Source organism: Coleofasciculus sp. FACHB-1120, from assembly GCF_014698845.1.
GTDB lineage: Bacteria > Cyanobacteriota > Cyanobacteriia > Cyanobacteriales > FACHB-T130 > FACHB-T130.
The window spans coordinates 1-15,691 of record NZ_JACJTV010000059.1 but is presented as its reverse complement, the minus strand read 5'-3'; the positions used below and the strand labels follow the sequence as shown (position 1 = coordinate 15,691).

General features: G+C 47.4%; 18 protein-coding genes and 1 pseudogene. 15 read left to right on the top strand and 4 right to left on the bottom strand.

Features of this window, described 5'->3' with window-relative positions; all coding sequences use genetic code 11:
• Nucleotides 1-60 precede the first annotated feature (60 nt).
• Together H6H02_RS25925 and H6H02_RS25920 are read right to left on the bottom strand one after the other, a co-directional pair.
• Nucleotides 61-333, bottom strand: coding sequence for a hypothetical protein (locus H6H02_RS25925; RefSeq protein ID WP_190823227.1), 273 nt, complete (start codon nt 331-333; stop codon nt 61-63).
• 370 nt (nt 334-703) lie between these two features.
• Nucleotides 704-1,405, bottom strand: a complete 702-nt coding sequence (locus H6H02_RS25920; RefSeq protein WP_190823221.1) for a calcium-binding protein — start codon at nt 1,403-1,405, stop codon at nt 704-706.
• 720 nt (nt 1,406-2,125) lie between these two features.
• Here H6H02_RS25920 and H6H02_RS25915 point away from each other — a divergent pair.
• The 4 genes from H6H02_RS25915 to H6H02_RS25900 all read left to right on the top strand — a co-directional run bounded on the left by H6H02_RS25915 (nt 2,126) and on the right by H6H02_RS25900 (nt 7,563).
• Nucleotides 2,126-2,776: a sigma-70 family RNA polymerase sigma factor gene (locus H6H02_RS25915; protein ID WP_190823225.1), complete on the top strand. Its 651-nt coding sequence runs from the start codon at nt 2,126-2,128 to the stop codon at nt 2,774-2,776.
• A 19-nt stretch (nt 2,777-2,795) separates the two neighbouring features.
• On the top strand, nt 2,796-3,788 hold the full coding sequence (locus tag H6H02_RS25910) for a DUF1822 family protein (protein ID WP_190823219.1): 993 nt from the start codon (nt 2,796-2,798) through the stop codon (nt 3,786-3,788).
• Nucleotides 3,789-3,901: 113 nt separating this feature from the next.
• Nucleotides 3,902-6,274, top strand: coding sequence for a CHASE2 domain-containing protein (locus H6H02_RS25905; protein ID WP_190823216.1), 2,373 nt, complete (start codon nt 3,902-3,904; stop codon nt 6,272-6,274).
• A 32-nt stretch (nt 6,275-6,306) separates the two neighbouring features.
• Nucleotides 6,307-7,563, top strand: a complete 1,257-nt coding sequence (locus H6H02_RS25900; protein ID WP_190823214.1) for a DUF928 domain-containing protein — start codon at nt 6,307-6,309, stop codon at nt 7,561-7,563.
• 391 nt (nt 7,564-7,954) lie between these two features.
• On the opposite strand, the gene H6H02_RS26930 is transcribed toward H6H02_RS25900, so the two are convergent.
• Nucleotides 7,955-8,167 carry a hypothetical protein gene (locus H6H02_RS26930; protein ID WP_206757312.1) on the bottom strand — a complete coding sequence of 71 codons (213 nt, stop codon included), beginning with the start codon at nt 8,165-8,167 and terminating at the stop codon, nt 7,955-7,957.
• A 32-nt stretch (nt 8,168-8,199) separates the two neighbouring features.
• Here H6H02_RS26930 and H6H02_RS26925 point away from each other — a divergent pair, with 32 nt between their 5' ends.
• From H6H02_RS26925 to H6H02_RS25850, 11 genes and pseudogenes are all read left to right on the top strand, one after another.
• Entirely contained in the window at nt 8,200-8,424 is a 225-nt protein-coding gene (locus H6H02_RS26925; protein WP_206757313.1) for a hypothetical protein, read from the top strand.
• Complete coding sequence (locus H6H02_RS25895) at nt 8,369-10,084, top strand: ShlB/FhaC/HecB family hemolysin secretion/activation protein (protein WP_242040886.1); 1,716 nt, start codon at nt 8,369-8,371, stop codon at nt 10,082-10,084. The genes H6H02_RS26925 and H6H02_RS25895 overlap by 56 nt, the downstream gene beginning before the upstream one ends.
• Nucleotides 10,085-10,206: 122 nt before the next feature.
• Nucleotides 10,207-10,617: a hypothetical protein gene (locus H6H02_RS25890; protein WP_190823212.1), complete on the top strand. Its 411-nt coding sequence runs from the start codon at nt 10,207-10,209 to the stop codon at nt 10,615-10,617.
• Nucleotides 10,572-11,063, top strand: a pseudogene (locus tag H6H02_RS25885) (transposase); the annotation flags it as partial. The gene H6H02_RS25890 and the pseudogene H6H02_RS25885, both read left to right, overlap by 46 nt.
• A complete protein-coding gene (locus H6H02_RS25880; protein WP_190823210.1) occupies nt 11,026-11,244 on the top strand; it encodes a hypothetical protein in 219 nt (72 codons plus the stop codon). The pseudogene H6H02_RS25885 and the gene H6H02_RS25880, both read left to right, overlap by 38 nt.
• A 132-nt stretch (nt 11,245-11,376) precedes the next feature.
• A complete protein-coding gene (locus H6H02_RS25875) occupies nt 11,377-12,279 on the top strand; it encodes a DUF4382 domain-containing protein (RefSeq protein WP_190823208.1) in 903 nt (300 codons plus the stop codon).
• A gap of 118 nt (nt 12,280-12,397) precedes the next feature.
• On the top strand, nt 12,398-12,907 hold the full coding sequence (locus tag H6H02_RS25870) for a carboxypeptidase-like regulatory domain-containing protein (protein WP_190823206.1): 510 nt from the start codon (nt 12,398-12,400) through the stop codon (nt 12,905-12,907).
• Nucleotides 12,908-12,910: 3 nt separating this feature from the next.
• Entirely contained in the window at nt 12,911-13,552 is a 642-nt protein-coding gene (gene cbiM, locus H6H02_RS25865; protein WP_190823204.1) for a cobalt transporter CbiM, read from the top strand.
• Nucleotides 13,549-14,340: a cobalt ECF transporter T component CbiQ gene (cbiQ, locus tag H6H02_RS25860; RefSeq protein WP_190823202.1), complete on the top strand. Its 792-nt coding sequence runs from the start codon at nt 13,549-13,551 to the stop codon at nt 14,338-14,340. The genes cbiM and cbiQ overlap by 4 nt, the downstream gene beginning before the upstream one ends.
• Nucleotides 14,341-14,373: 33 nt before the next feature.
• Nucleotides 14,374-15,141, top strand: coding sequence for an ABC transporter ATP-binding protein (locus tag H6H02_RS25855; protein WP_190823200.1), 768 nt, complete (start codon nt 14,374-14,376; stop codon nt 15,139-15,141).
• A 105-nt stretch (nt 15,142-15,246) separates the two neighbouring features.
• On the top strand, nt 15,247-15,411 hold the full coding sequence (locus H6H02_RS25850; protein ID WP_190823199.1) for a hypothetical protein: 165 nt from the start codon (nt 15,247-15,249) through the stop codon (nt 15,409-15,411).
• A 74-nt stretch (nt 15,412-15,485) separates the two neighbouring features.
• On the opposite strand, the gene H6H02_RS25845 is transcribed toward H6H02_RS25850, so the two are convergent.
• Nucleotides 15,486-15,691, bottom strand: a 206-nt coding sequence (locus H6H02_RS25845) for a hypothetical protein (protein WP_206757311.1), incomplete at its 5' end; no start/stop codon positions are given.

Genomic DNA, 15,691 nt, shown 5'->3' with positions numbered 1-15,691 from the left:
GCTTACTATATACTTTTTACTCATTGGACAGCTCGGTGGTAGTTGGTTAAGACTTTTACCTTAAATACTACCCAATTTATACCCATCGATTTGCCCTTGACAGGCTACTAGGCACAGTGGCATCTGGAACGCATAGTCACAATCAAGCCAATAAATACCAAGTTTATGGCTGAGAGTTGGCGCACATAAATGACGCATCGCCATTATTTTCTTCTGCTCAAAAATAAATTCGTTATAGTCGGCTAGGTTATCGAGTCCCAAGAGGTTCAGGATAATCTCAGTCACTAGCCAAACAGTTGTTTTAACGAATACTCTTTTCCACGGTGCCTTCATTGGTTTACACCTTCCGGGATGATTGAGGTTTGTACCCTGGTTGCAGTCTCAATGAGGTTGGGTTATAGATGACCTGCTATTGACTTGTCAGGTACAGGTGCAGTAGTTTTGCAAAGCTTTACAAACGCTTACAATCATTCTGCTAATCGGCACAGCAGGAATTTTGGCACTGGAGGCTACTTTGCCTGTTCAACCCCGCCACCTTTGGGGTCATTTAGTATCACATTCAGACTATTCAGCATCTATGACTCGCCGCTAGATACGGGTGTAGGCATTGGAAAGCCATAGACAATCAAAAAAGCCCCTGAGAAATTTATGCATTTCTCAGGGGTGCTGAAGTTATCGAGTCAAGTTATCCTGATTCGTCAACTTAGACGCTCACGAAGTCAAGAGAAGCGTAGACATTCGTTGTATCCTGAACCACCCCAATCAAGTCATTGCCCTTATAGATTGCCGTATCCAGTGCCGTGGTACCTCCGAAGTCATAGCTCTTGTTCAGGGTGTAGTCAGCGTAGCTGCCCTTGACCTGAATCTTGTCGCCCTCATTCCACTGGAAGTCAGTGATGGTTGCGTAGCCCAACCCCTGGTAGGAGACACTGCTAGCGGTACCTAGCACGAATTTGTCACCCCCACTGCCGCCACTGAGGGTGTCGTATTCACCAACAGTGCCGCCATAACCATTCAGGTAATCGTTACCTGCTTCGCCATAGAGTTTGTCGCTACCACTGCCACCATACATGGTGTCGTTGCCATAGTAGCCCAGCATCGTGTCGTTGCCCGCACCACCGGAGAGGTAGTCATCCCCATACCAGCCATCCATGTGGTCGTTGCCTGCTTCGCCATACAGGTTGTCGTTGCCGTAGCCGCCATTGATGTAGTCATCGCCGTCAAAGCCGAGGATGGTGTCATTGCCATCTTGACCATAGAGGTTATCGTTGCCATACCAGCCATCAACGTAGTCATCGCCACTTCCGGCATAAACTGTATCGTTCCCATTGTTGGCGTAGATGGAATCATTGTAGGCAGTGCCGTAGAGTGTGTCGCTGTAAATGGTGCCGTTGATAATCGCCATAATCTTTGCTCTTTAAAATTGGTGTTGGTTGGTGTGTTGGAATGAATCAATCAATCGCTTGAATCGGTTGATTGATGGTGAGTGATGCCCGAAAGGTTTGTGTTCTCAGGAAATGTAATTGTTTGTCTTTGCACTTCTAGAGAGCTTTTGGACATCCCTCGTTGCTCTGTTGACTAGAGGCTTGTGATGCTGTTGGGAAAACCAGAATTTGCTTTGTTTTTTCCCGGTGCATTTTGTTTACCTCTATGCACTTGTCAGGCTGAGGGTTGGCTATTATGCAAGTCGTTACAAACGTTTACATAAAATTGGCAAATATTGGTGATTGTGCATCAACTGAGTGCAAAGCGAGGAAACGAAAATCCTTCCCAGAGAGGCTTTTCGGCTTTGGCACTATAGATAAATGTTGAGATAAATATTGTTCAAAGCGGCGTTAACAATTGCTGTTGGTGGTGAAACCTGTCTCTTTTCGCTCAAATGAGTGTCACTGAGTCGTGCGACAGCAGCGCTATTTACTTTCAACCAGAGCGATCGCTATCCTTGAAGAACGCATAATTACGCGCCTAGTTCTTCCTTTCCACCTGCCGGAATCCTGAGTTATCAACCATCGAGAATCTGTAATCTCTAACTGTATGGAGTAGACATCAAGGGGAAAATTATCTTAAATAGATAGGCTTCCAGACAAAATTGGCGCTATATCAACCGAAGGGGCGATCGCAAATTATGGATGGACTAGAGTCAAAGCTGCGCTATCTGGTGAAAGAAGCCTGTATGCACCCGCATGGAAGTGCCCAGCGCCAGAAAAACTTAACCAGGGTGATTCGCTTAATCGCACACAAGCTTTGGAAAGAATATACGCCTTACTATGAAGATGCACTGCAACAGACCTGGGTGTATTTCTGTCAAAACATCTGTGAAGGAAATACAGGCGAAGCTTACGACCCGAATCGCAGCAGTGTCATCACCTGGCTGAATACCTACCTGAAACGGCGGCTTCAAGATTTCTACATTGACGCGAAAAAACAAGAATCGAGAACCGTTACGGGTCAAGCTAAAAGGTCAAAGTCGGGTGATATCGGTGAAACGACCGACCCGGTGGATAATCTGGAAGCGGCTCCGGATGTTCCCCCCTTGTTGGACGACATCATAAAGTGGGTAGAAGCAGATGCTCAAGGTGAGTTGCGCCGCACGCACATTGCCGGTCGTCCCGAAGTGAATGCTCAAACGTTAATCTTGCGACGCTTACCCCCAGAAGCCGGTTGGAAAGAGCTTTCAGTGGAATTTAACCTCCCCATTTCCACATTGAGCAGTTTTTATCAGCGCCAATGTATCCCTCGCTTGCGTAAATTTGGTGAATCGGAGGGATATCTATAAATAAAGGAGCTTCCCAACCATGACTTTTAACACCGATGAACTAGAAGATCTTGCCCTACCGTTACCGATTACCCAAGCCGCACGCACGATAGCCCAGCAATTTGCCACTCAGCAGCCAACACCGCACAAAGCAGAGCAAGTTCTGTTGAATACCCTATCTGTCTGTGTGGTAAATGATTACTTGCAGATGATGGGGATTCCCACCAATCTTGCAGCCAGCGATAGCTGGAATCCCATCGTGCGCTTATGTTCTGATGTTGCTGACCTGGAAGTGCGGGGAATCGGTCGATTAGAATGTCGTCCGTTGAGAAGCACAGAACAAATCTGCCACATTCCCCCCGAAGTTTGGTCAGATCGAATTGGCTATGTGATGGTTCAAATCGATGAATCGATGCGAGAGGCAAGTGTGTTGGGGTTTACCCCCAGCGTCGCTACCTCAGAGTTGTCGATTGGTCAATTGCGATCGCCTGAAGATTTACTCGATCGCTTGCAGGAATTAATGCATCCGATTACAGCGCCTGCATCGTCCCCCACCCCTTCCTTCAGTAGAACCCAAGCCAACTTGAGCCAATGGTTCAACAATATTTTTGAAGCCGGTTGGCAAACTGTGGAAACTTTATTAACGCCTGAATCAAATCTAGCTTTTAGTTTTAGAGGCGAGTTAGTTGCCCCAGAATTGAAACAACCAGAAGCTGCCGTTCGCAAAGCGAAATTGATAGACTTAGGGATAGAGAGCGCCGATATTTTTGTCGCTTTAGTCGTTGAAATTAACCCAGAATCTGAGGGAAAAACGAATATTCTTCTCCAGGTGCATCCTATGGGCAGCCAAACTTATCTGCCCCCTTCCCTCCAATTGATTGTACTCGATGAATCTGGCTCTAATTTTTTAGAAGCTGAGTCAAGAGAGGCAGATGATTACATTCAATTAGAGTTCAGTGGTTCCCCTGGAGAACAGTTTAGCATTAGAGTCACTTTGGGGAATGCTAGCATTCAAGAAGACTTTGTTATTTAGCGATTATTTGTAAACTTGCTGCATCTCTTGTAATCATGCAAGATTAATTTTTCCATGTATCTGGAAACAGATCTTACATTTAATTGCTGAAAACTAATCGTCCTCCTGTCAAAATGGTTAAATTAGTTGTTATTAAGCTATGGAGTGGTTCTTTTGAAGATGGTTTCCCCGTCTCTTTACAGATTGGGAACGATGGTGAACGCCCTTCGATAGAAAGCGTTGGAATGTTGCCTCCCGCTCCAGAAATTCCTCAACATTACACCATCTGGACAACCGCTTATCGTCGATTGGGAGCGCAATATAGATTAGAAGCAAAAACCAGTCAACCAACTAATATTGCCAAACTTGATGACTGTGGTTTGGCAGCGAATGTATTGCGCGATCGCTTAAATGTCTGGCTGAATTCAGAGCCGTTTCGGGAAATTCGAGAAAAACTCCTAGAACAATTAGTCCCTACCGATGAAATTCGGTTCATTATCCAAACCGAAGACGTTCAGCTACGGAAATTACCTTGGCATCTTTGGGAATTATGCGATCGCTACCCAAAAGCTGAAATTGCCTTAAGCGCTCCAGCCTACGAACGTGTAGAACAACTCTCATCGCCTATTGAGAAGGTGAGAATTTTAGCAATTTTGGGGAATAGTGACGGAATTAATACCCAAGCCGATCGAATTTTATTAGAGCAATTACCTGACGCAGAAATCAGATTTCTGGTAGAGCCACAACGGGAAGAATTAACCGAACAGCTTTGGAAGCAAGGCTGGGATATTTTATTTTTTGCGGGACATAGTTCCAGCCAGAAGAATGGCGAGACGGGAAAAATTTATATTAATCAAACAGAAAGCTTATCAATAGAAGAACTAAAATATGGGTTAAAAAAAGCGGTTGAACGCGGGTTAAAAATTGCGATTTTCAACTCTTGTGATGGGTTAGGTTTGGCAAAATATTTGGCTTCCTTACAAATTCCGCAAATTATTGTGATGCGGGAACCTGTACCGGATAAGGTTGCACAAGAATTTTTGAAGTCATTTCTCGAAGCCTTTGCTCGTGGTGAGTCGTTTTATTTAGCAGTACGGGAAGCACGGGAAAGATTGCAAGGGCTAGAAGCTAAATTTCCTTGCGCGACTTGGTTGCCAATCGTTTGCCAAAATCCGGCTGTATTGCCCCCCACTTGGCAAGGAATCGTTGGGAAAAGGAAAGAAGAATTCCCGATTCACGATTCCCCTGTGCCATCCCCCTCCCGAACCTCCCAGACCCAATCTCAAAACTGGCGGGGACGACTTCGGGTAGCGTTGCTTGCTAGCATAGCTGTCACATCATTGATTGCGGGGGTACGCCATCAGGGAATGCTGCAATCAATGGAACTAAAAGCTTTCGACCAAATACTTACCCAGCGACCCGATGAAAAGCCAGATCCGCGCCTTTTGGTGATTACCATTACTGAAGCAGATGTTCAAGCTCAAAATCCAGAACAAAGGCGTGGATCGTTGTCAGATCCGGCACTCAATCAACTGTTGCAGAAACTAGAGCAGTATAAACCGCGAGCGATTGGCTTAGATATTTATCGAGATTTTCCAGCATTACCCAGTCAGAAAGATTTAGCTAATCGGTTACGCCAAAGCGATCGCTTAATTGGTATTTGCAAAGTCAGCGATCCCCAGGCGGAGGAACCGGGGATTCCACCACCGCCAGAAATCCCGGCAGAACGTTTAGGGTTTAGTGATTTCATGGTCGATTCCGATGGAGTGGTTCGTCGCCATCTGTTATCGCTGAAACCAGACCCCGCCTCACCCTGTACGGCTTACTACGCCTTCAGCGCCCAATTGGCATTCCGTTACTTAGCCGCAGAAGGCATTGTACCGACTATCAATTCAGAGGGGTTCTTGCAACTGGGTAAGGTGGTTTTTAAGCCTTTGGAGAGTTTTACAGGTGGCTATCAAGGCACCGATGCCTGGGGTCATCAAGTATTGCTGAATTATCGCTCTCACCGCTCCCCGGAAAATATTGCGGATCGAGTGACCCTCAGAGAAGTTCTCAGCGGTCAGATCGATCCCAATTCAATCAAGGATCGGATTGTCTTGATTGGTACGAGCGCTAACAGTTTTCATGACTATTGGCTCACACCCTATAGTCAAGGTCAGTGGGCTGAAAAGCAAATGCCGGGAGTATTTGTGCAAGCGCAAATGGTGAGTCAAATGATTAGTGCAGTCAAAGATGGGCGATCGCTATTATGGGTGTGGCCTCAGTGGGGCGAAGTTTTTTGGATTTGGGGCTGGTCTTTACTGGGAGGCTTGTTCGTCTGCTATCTAAAGTCCCCGCTACACTTGGGAATCGCGATCGCCGCCGCACAAATCTTGTTGTATGGTTTATGCTTGGCACTGCTAATAAAAAGCAGTTGTTGGGTGCCTTTAGTTCCACCAGCGCTAGCCTTGGTAGCGACCAGCACCAGCGTAGCTGTGGCTGCAACCTTTCGAGCTAGACAATAGTCACTCACCTTAAAATTTTTTCAACTAGCTGTATGAAATTCCCTTTTAAACAGATAATCCTTGCCAGAGCGATCGCTCAGCGTGCCAAACCTCATACCTTGCACCTAAAAAACCTCACCCCCTACCTCCCTTTTCTACCGGGACAGGGGGAGCCGGACGCCCCTCTCCAGCCAAAAGAATTTATTCCTTTTTCCTCCCCTGGTAGCTACGGTGTACACACCCGTCTTCTTGAACTTGTAAGTCCCGTTTTGATTCCCCCTATCCCCAGAGGTAACCCTGAATCCCCCCTTCAAAAGGGAGGAAATCCAGTCAAAGTCCCCTTTTTTAAGGGGGATTTAGAGGGATCGATCGACGTTTTGCCACTTAATCAAAGAGGTGCGGAGGTAGCCCCTAAAAAGGGAGAGTTAGAAAGAGGTCACAAATGGAATGCCCTGTTCCTGGTTGCTTTTCTCGGCTGTTTGATGCAAATCCCAGTCAAACCCGCCTTCTCAGAAGTCTTAACCGTAGCTAACACACCACCACCAGCAGACCGTAGCGCCCCCGCTGGACGACGGCAAGGAGGCGCTAGCCGTAGCCCCGCCACCATTCTGTTCAAAGCGCCACCACCGCCAGCAGACCGCAGCGCCCCCGCTGGACGACAGCGAGGAGGAGCTAGCCGTGGCACCTGTCCAGCGGCGATCGGCGAGGAGCCTCTGACTGCCTTGGTGCCTGCGACTCAGACAAGTTTGAATGAAGGAAAATCTGGGAACTTAGGCTTAAATACCTTTGAGTCCGTTTGGGCATTAACGGCTGCTGAGGCTCCTACTTTTTGGTATTACGTTCCTTATGCGCTCACACCTGACCTGCCTGCGGAATTCATCCTACAGGATGAGCAGGGTAACAATGTCTATAAAACAAAGTTCATTGCATCCCCAAAGCAGCCTGGTGTAGTCAAAGTGCGTCTTCCTGCTACAGTAGCGCCGCTAAAAGTGGGCAAGATGTACCGTTGGTTTTTTATAATTGATTGCGAACCAGACGCTCCACCCTTAGTTGAAGGGTGGGTTCAAAGAATTGCACCTTCTGCCACTTTAAGGAGTCAGTTACAGAAAGCAACCCCACGGGAGCGTGTAGTCCTTTATGCCAAACAAGGAATCTGGCATGATGCCCTCACAGCGCTTGCTGAACTCCGAAGTGCGAATCCCAATGATGGTGCCCTTACTGCTGATTGGGTAAGTTTATTAAACTCTGGTGGCTTGGAAGCGATCGCTCAAGAACCTGTAATTGATTGCTGCATCGCTCAACAACAGTAAACAAACAACACTCATTTTGCCTATCTGATTATTTGACCTCGAAGCGATCGCACTTCTCAATGATTCGTCACCGCGAGTTCGGAATTTGGTGTCGATGGCACCGTACAAATTAATACGCTGGATGTCGATCCCAGTCGCGGGTTAGCGACTTTACCGGCAGAGTTAGTTGATGCGTCTGGATTGGTGGCACAAATTTGTCCGGCTGGTGGGGGGCTTGCACAAAGTGAATTAATCTTGATTGGGCGCAGTGGATTGCCGGACAATCCCAGCGAAACCCGAAGCAGCAGCCCTGTTTGAACAGATTGGCGAATTTCTCAAACAAGCCGTCCAAATCGGCTGTCGCACGCTGTAAAAGCTCCTCCTCGCTCAAATGCGGTTGCCATATCTCAGTCTACTTCCCCACCAATGCCTTTCGTGGAAGCGACTGGATGGGGGAAAAATCATCAAGGTGAAGTCGTTTTGATGGCTGCTGTTTCTTCCTCCTCTGAGAGTTTAGCGTTGGCGTCCCAGTGCGATCGCTAATTACGATTGCCTCTTGATGATTCAGTCCCAGCAACGCATTCCATTTATTAATAAAGGTTAAACATTGATAAAGGTTAAACATGAACATCGATTTCGGTAGGCTGTGCTAGGCTATTGCGTGAATATACGGAAACCTTACCGTTCAGGGAACACTCGCCCAGTGTTAATTCACAGAGTGCTTCGCTCGCTGCATCGCTACCCTTGTTGGATAAGAAGCGCGATCGGGCTGGGTATGTTCGCCGCTGGGAGCAATCGCTTATTGTTTCTTCGGCTAAGTTTAGTAATGTTGAGTATCTGCTTGACGGCACAAGCAGCGCGATCGCTTCCGGAAACGATTGACTCGGCTCAAGTTCCTCAACTCCCTCCGCCACAAGACATCATTCAACCGCCACCTCCCTCCCCTTCCCCGCTTCCTTCACCAGAAACACCTGCCCCACTACCGCCGCCAGAAGAGTTACTCCAGTCGCCTACGCAGCCTGCCCCTGACGAAGAGACACCGGGGGAGACAGTTCCTGGCAACATTACGGTGGAAAAGTTTGAATTCATTGGCAATACAGCTTTCAGTTCGGAAAAGCTAGCAGAAATTACAAAGCCTTTCACCAATCGACCGATTTCCTTTGCCGAACTGCTGCAAGCTCGAACTGCTGTCACCGAGTTTTACGTCAACCAAGGGTATATTACGTCAGGTGCCCTGATTCCAGCCAACCAAACCATTCAGGGCGGCGTCGTCACCATTCAGGTTGTCGAAGGCGGCTTAGAAGACATTAAAATTAGTGGCACGCGACGGTTAAATTCCAACTACGTGCGATCGCGTTTGGCTGTCGCCACATCAAAGCCTCTCAATCGAGAGCGTCTTCTCGAAGCATTACAACTGCTACAACTCGATCCGCTGATTGCCAATTTATCCGCAGAACTCTCCGCTGGAACCCGTCCGGGATTCAGTTTGCTGGAGGTTCGGATCACAGAGGCGAAGACCTTTAGCACCCAAATCGGCATCGATAACGGTCGTTCTCCTAGTGTGGGCAGCTTCCGACGCCGCTTGCAAGTGAATCAGGCGAATTTATTCGGTTTGGGAGATGGTTTAAGCCTTGCCTATAGCAATACAGATGGCAGCGATAGTTTTGATACGTCCTACACACTGCCGATTAATCCTTACAATGGCACGCTCAGCGTCAGCTACGGCACGACATCCAGCGATGTCATCGAGCCACCCTTTGACCGACTCGATATTTATGCCGCCTCGCGCTACTATGAATTGACGCTGAGCCAGCCAATTGTTCAAACCCCCACCCAAGAATTCACCGTCGGTTTAACAGCATCTCGGCGGGAAAGCGAAACTTCTTTGCTAGAGATTCCGTTTCCCCTGTCGGCGGGTGCTGATGACGAGGGACGTACCCGGATATCCGCCTTGCGATTTTTTCAAGAGTGGACGCAAACCGGCACGCGACAAGTCATTGCATTGCGATCGCAATTTAATATCGGACTCGATGCCTTTGATGCAACTATCAACGAATCTGGTCCTGATAGCCGCTTCTATTCATGGCAAGGACAAGCCCAATGGGTACGCCTCTTCGCTCCAGAAACGTTGCTATTGGTGCGTGGTAACGTGCAACTGGCAGATAGAACGCTAGTCCCTTTAGAACAATTCGGTTTAGGCGGCTTAGAAAGCGTCCGGGGTTATCGTCAGGATGCTCTGCTGACGGATAACGGAGTTTTGCTGAGTGCAGAACTTCAGTACCCCGTGCTGCGCGTCCCGCAAGTGCAGGGTGTTCTTCAAATCATTCCGTTTGTCGATTTTGGCACCGCCTGGAACAGTTCGGGCACAGAAGACCCAGGCCCCAATAAACTTTTATCGGTTGGTTTAGGATTGCAGTGGCGACAATCACCACGCTTCAGCGCCCGCTTGGACTGGGGAATTCCTTTAGTGAATCTCTCTTCGAGGGAAAGAACATGGCAAGAAAACGGTCTGTACTTTTCCGTGCAGTACAATCCTTTCTAAAGTACGGGCTTTTCGGATTAACTTTGACCCTTTTGCTTTCCTGGAGTCAAAAGGTGAACTCTCATTCTTTGCTGTTGGATGCTTCTCCCCCAACCCCTCTCCTAGTAGGAGAGGGATAAAGAGTGCTTTCCTCTTCTCTACTAGGGAAGGAGGTTAAGGGATTAGGTTTCCCCCTTCCGAGAAGCATTGCATTAGACGCTATCGAACTAACCAATGCAACTCAAGTACAACAGGGACGAGAATTTTATGAAACTGGGCAGTTTGTTGAGGCGGCAAGAATTTGGCAACAAGCGGCAAAAACTTTTCAAGCGCAAGGAGATATCCTCAATCAAGCTTCTACGTTGAGCTTCCTGCCCTTAGCTTACCAACAACTCGGACAGTGGACAGAGGCAACAGAAGCGATCGCAAACAGTCTGAAACTATTAGAAGCGAGAAATACTAACAAAGACGACTTGGCAGTTCTTGCCCAAGCTTTCAACATCCAAGGGCAGTGGATAATTTTAACGAATCGGGAGACTTCAAAGCTCAAGTAGAAGCCGATAGCGGCTTCACCGGCTCTTCCCCAGAATCAGTTCATGTCGATAAAATTTATCGGACAAGAGAAAACCGAGCCTGGTGTAAAGAAAGAGGCATTAGAATTAGTGGCCCGCCACTCTTGAAGACCGCCAGCCCCGGTCAGCCTGGAAACCAAAAAGCAAGCTCTAGATTCGGAGAAGGTTCGCAATTCGATTGAGGGAAAATTTGGGCAAGGAAAGCGAAGATTTAGCCTAGAGCGGGTGATGGCTAAACTTCCAAATACTTCGGAAACGGCCATTGCTATTAGTTTTTTAGTCATGAATCTTTCGACCGCTATTAGGCGGTTTTTTTGTGTGGTTGTTGTCGATTTGCGACAACAACACTTGTTTTCGGTCGGTCTATCATCAAAAACTATGGCTCGATGAATGAGGAAAAACAAAAACTTATATTATTGTCGGTTTGAATCACTAATCAAGCCTTCTCTGGGTCTTCCATTAGTTATTCAGCAAGCCCTATCTATCAATAGAAAGGGTGAGTCGTGGCTGCTCAAAGTAGAAATTGAAGGCGTGCCATTTCCTATTTATCTGGAAGAGTCTGAAGTTGTTGCCGCATTACCAGAGAATTTTGAAACTTTATCAATTTAAGTTTGTTACTACGACAAAAGATAGAGATTAGGCTGAAAAGCTTTGGCAATGCCCTCTAGGGGGATTGATTTTTTTAATAAAAACTTGTGTGATGAAGTTTTGTATGTTAATGAGAGCGATTGCAAGCAATATATGAGGAAACAGCTACTAATTTGGGCGAGTCTGACTTTTCTGGCTCCGGGCGTGCTGTTTGGCTGTTCCCAAAACGCAACACAACCTGGGACTCAGGCAGAAGCTCCCGCAGAACAAAAAACCGAGACTCAGGCTGCCGCAGGACAGGGGACACTCCAGCTTGTCGCCAATGGTGAAGACTTTGTGCGCCAGGGTTTTGTCACCAAAGATGGCTGGCGAATTGACTTTGACCATGTATATGTCACTTTAGATGATATAACGGCTTATCAAACCGAACCGGCCTTTGACCCCGATAAGTCAGGTGAGTTGAAGTCCACTCAAAAAGTGACTCTGCTAGAAGAACCAAAAACGGTAGATTTAGCCGAGGGGGGTGGAGACGCCCAGCCGATTACAGTGGCGACACAAAAAGCTCTGGCGGGAACCTACAATGCGATGTCCTGGCAAGTGGTTGAGGCAACGCAGGGGCCAGCATCAGGTTCTGCAATTCTCCTTGATGGCACTGCGAAAAAAGAGGGGCGCACGGTTGATTTTGTAATTAGCCTTGACAAACCCTTGGGATATACCTGCGGACAGTATGTGGGCGACCAACGCAAAGGTATCCTCACCAGTACAGAACAGGGAGAACTAGAGACAACCTTCCACTTTGACCACATCTTTGGGGATGCTGATACTCCAGCAAACGACTCCCTCAATCAAGATGCAGTGGGCTTTGAGCCAATGGCTGCCCTGGCGCAGAATGGAACGCTAAAAGCCGATATGGCAACCTTGGAACAGAAACTAGCTAAACAAGATTATCAAAAGCTGCAAAAAGCGATCGCAGGTTTAGGCCACGTAGGCGAAGGACACTGCCGCCTTGAAGGGGCTGCTGCCCAGGCGAAAGAACCCCATTCTCCCAGTAACTAAAGATTTTCTTCCTTTGTTTATTGTTCTCATCAATAGTAGGGTGGGCGATGCCCACCTCTCGTTACTGCTGAGGCAAGCCAAACTAATAAAGGAAAAACCAGCTAACAAGAACGTACAAATGATCGTGAAGTCTAAATTTTTTCTTCTCCTATTGTTCCTTCCAGTTATTAGTTGGTCAGCCAAAGCATCTGCCCACGGTACAGAGATTCAGTATCAGAAGGTTCAAGCCATCCAAATTGATGCCGTCTATGCTGGTGGTCAACCGATGGGTAATGCTCAGGTAACAGTGTATGCCCCCAATGAGCCCTCTACTCCCTGGAAAACGGGAACCACTGACAAACAAGGGCAATTTTCCTTTGTGCCAGACGCATCCCAACCCGGAAACTGGGAAGTTAAAGTACGTCAAGCCGGTCACGGTAACATCATTACGGTTCCTGTAGGTAACAAGACAACAGCCTTAACTGCTGCTACACAGGAAGCAACTGAAGGCAGCGAGGGACTAAGTTGGTTCGACAGGAAAGATAGCGTGGAAGACACGCTGCTGGAAAAAGCACTATTAGCTGCGGCTGGCGCTTGGGGATTTTTCGGTACAGCGCTATTCTTTGCCCGCCGGAGAAAGGCAGCATAAGTCATGCACATCCCCGACGGTTTTATCTCCCCAAGTGTTGCCATTGCCAGTTATGCCGTCACAGGCGGCGTGACTTGGTATTGTTTGCACAAAATTAATAAACAGAAAAATCCCCAAGCGAAGATCCCCAAAGCGGCGCTGCTCACAGTCGCTTTTTTTGTCGTCAACGTAATTAATATCCCCATACCCCCTTCGAGCCTTCATTTTGTCCTCAATGGATTGATGGGGGTTGTATTGGGATATTATGCATTTCCAGCTATTTTAATTGCGCTGTTTTTCCAGGCGGTGATGTTTCAGCACGGGGGCATATCTACGTTAGGGGTGAATGCAATTATTATGGGCTTTCCCGCACTGCTTGCTTATTACATCTTCAGGTTGCGAAATCAAGTAAAGATGAATGAGCAAAGGCGGACGAAAATCTTTGCCTTTATTGCCGGTGGGGGGGCTGTGATACTTGCGGCGACGATATTTTCGGTTGTAATTATTACCACTATTCCCGCTGATATTGATGCTCAAACGGAACGGAGGGCAATTTATGCAGGCCTTATTGCCTATACAATTCCGGCGGTATTTGAGGGGATTTTTACGATGATGTTGGCATCTTTTCTAGATCGAGTCAAGCCGGAGCTTTTGGAGAGCCGATGAAGTTAAGACTCGATCAATACGCAGACATCGATTCACCCATTCATCGCTGGGAACAACGCTCTAAGTTGGTGGCACTCATTGCCTTAATTTTTGCCATTGCCTTTGTCGATGATGTAATTTTTATTCCAGTGGTAATTGGGGTAACTGCGGTACTTTATGGTTTATCTAAGCTGCCGCTTTCTTTTCTCCTGGCTCGCTTGCGTTATCCAGGCTTGTTTATTTTGACGGTAGTGGTACTCGTGCTATTTGCTTCTTCTGGGGAGAGGGTACTATTTAAGCTTGGGCCGTTGGTGGTGAATCAAGAAGGTGTTGAGGCAGTGCTGTTAATTGCTACGCGCTTTCTTTGTATCCTGACGGTGAGTTTGATTTTGTTTGGGACTGCGCCTTTTTTGACCAGTATTAAGGCGATGCGATCGCTACGCCTGCCGGATGTCATTGTGGATATGATGCTGCTAGCTTATCGCTACCTCGAAGATTTTGGCGAAACGAGGATGAGAATGCAGAGGGCAATGCGGATGCGGGGGTTTGAGAGCGATCGCTTTAGTTTTCGCAATCTGAACATGTGGTCTGGCTTGGCGGGTAGCTTGCTCATCCGCAGTTATGATCGCTCTGATCGAGTTTATCAGGCAATGCGATTGCGGGGCTACGGTCACAACAAAAACAGTATCGATCGTAACCCTAAAGAGTTTGCTGCCGATATTAGTGAAGCCAATAAAACCAGCCGAATTGCCTTCTGGCTGACGCTGTTGGTTGCCACATTTTTGGTAGCAGCAGAAATTTTCTTTTAGGCTTGTGAATTTTGAATAGCTTTTGGATTGGTGATGACACAGTTAACTCAAGAATTCGAGCGGCAGAAAACAAGGGAAGCTGCGCTTTCAATTTCAAGTTTGAGGTTTGGGTATCCTAAACAAGAGGAGATTTTCCAAGGTCTGAATTTGCAAATTCGGCCAGGAGAACGGGTGGGTTTGATTGGCCCAAACGGGAGTGGGAAGACGACGCTATTTTTGTTGATTTGTGGAATTTTAACACCAGTATCCGGGGAAATTCAGTTATTTGGCAAGCCTGTGGAAATGGGAGAATTTCGCCCTGAGATTGGTTTAGTATTTCAGAATCCAGATGACCAATTGTTTACAACGTCTGTGCGCGACGATGTTGCCTTTGGTCCTGAAAATATGAACCTTGATGCTGAGGAGGTGGAAAACCGTGTCCGCACAGCTTTATCGGTGACTGGGGTAGGAGAACTGATTGATCGCGTTCCCCAAAATCTTTCTGGGGGTGAGAAGTGCATGGTGGCGATCGCAGCCGTCCTGGCAATGCAACCTCAGCTCATACTGTATGATGAGCCAACCGCTAACCTCGATATGCGTGCGCGTCGTCGCCTCATTCAGTTTTTGCAAAACTCCCAGGAAACCTATATCGTTTCAACCCATGACTTAGAAGTGATATTGGAAGTATGCGATCGCGTCCTCCTCCTTGACGAAGGACACCTGATTGCTGACGGTAACCCGCATGAAGTCATGGGCAACAAGCAACTCATGGAGGCGCATGGTTTGGAGAAACCTCACTCACTGATGCCGCATCAAGAGTAGTGATCAATGCCATCAAGAGAGCTTTGTCTTATCTGAGCGGTAGTTCGATTTGAAACTTGGAGCCTTGTCCAACTACACGGGTAACGCTAATTTGACTAAGTTGCTTTGCGATCGCAAGCCCAATTTTCCCAAACTGCCAAAATTCGTAGTGTGACACTTCAGGGTGCGGAATGTGGTTGTACTGCTGCCAGAATTGAGGCAATAAACACGCTTGTCCAGGCTGCAACTGCCGTACCCACTAAACATTCCCCGCCAGTTATCCCGACCTAAGGCAAACCGAATGGTTTTGTAGAGAAGTAACCCGCAAAGGTGCCAATCAGTCCCATATTGGTGATGTTGGCTGGTCAGTCCACCATCTTGCCGAGATTCAGAAAATCTGCGATCGCAACGTGTATAAGCGATCGCATTTGCACGTCAGGACATTGCGAAGTCAAAAAATAATGGGCGTTGCAGAATAGAAGTATGAATTGAGGTTGTTCTTGATGCAATGTCCTGAGTGTGGTTCCACTCATATCCGTAAGAATGGGAAAAAGCGAGGTAAACAGAATCA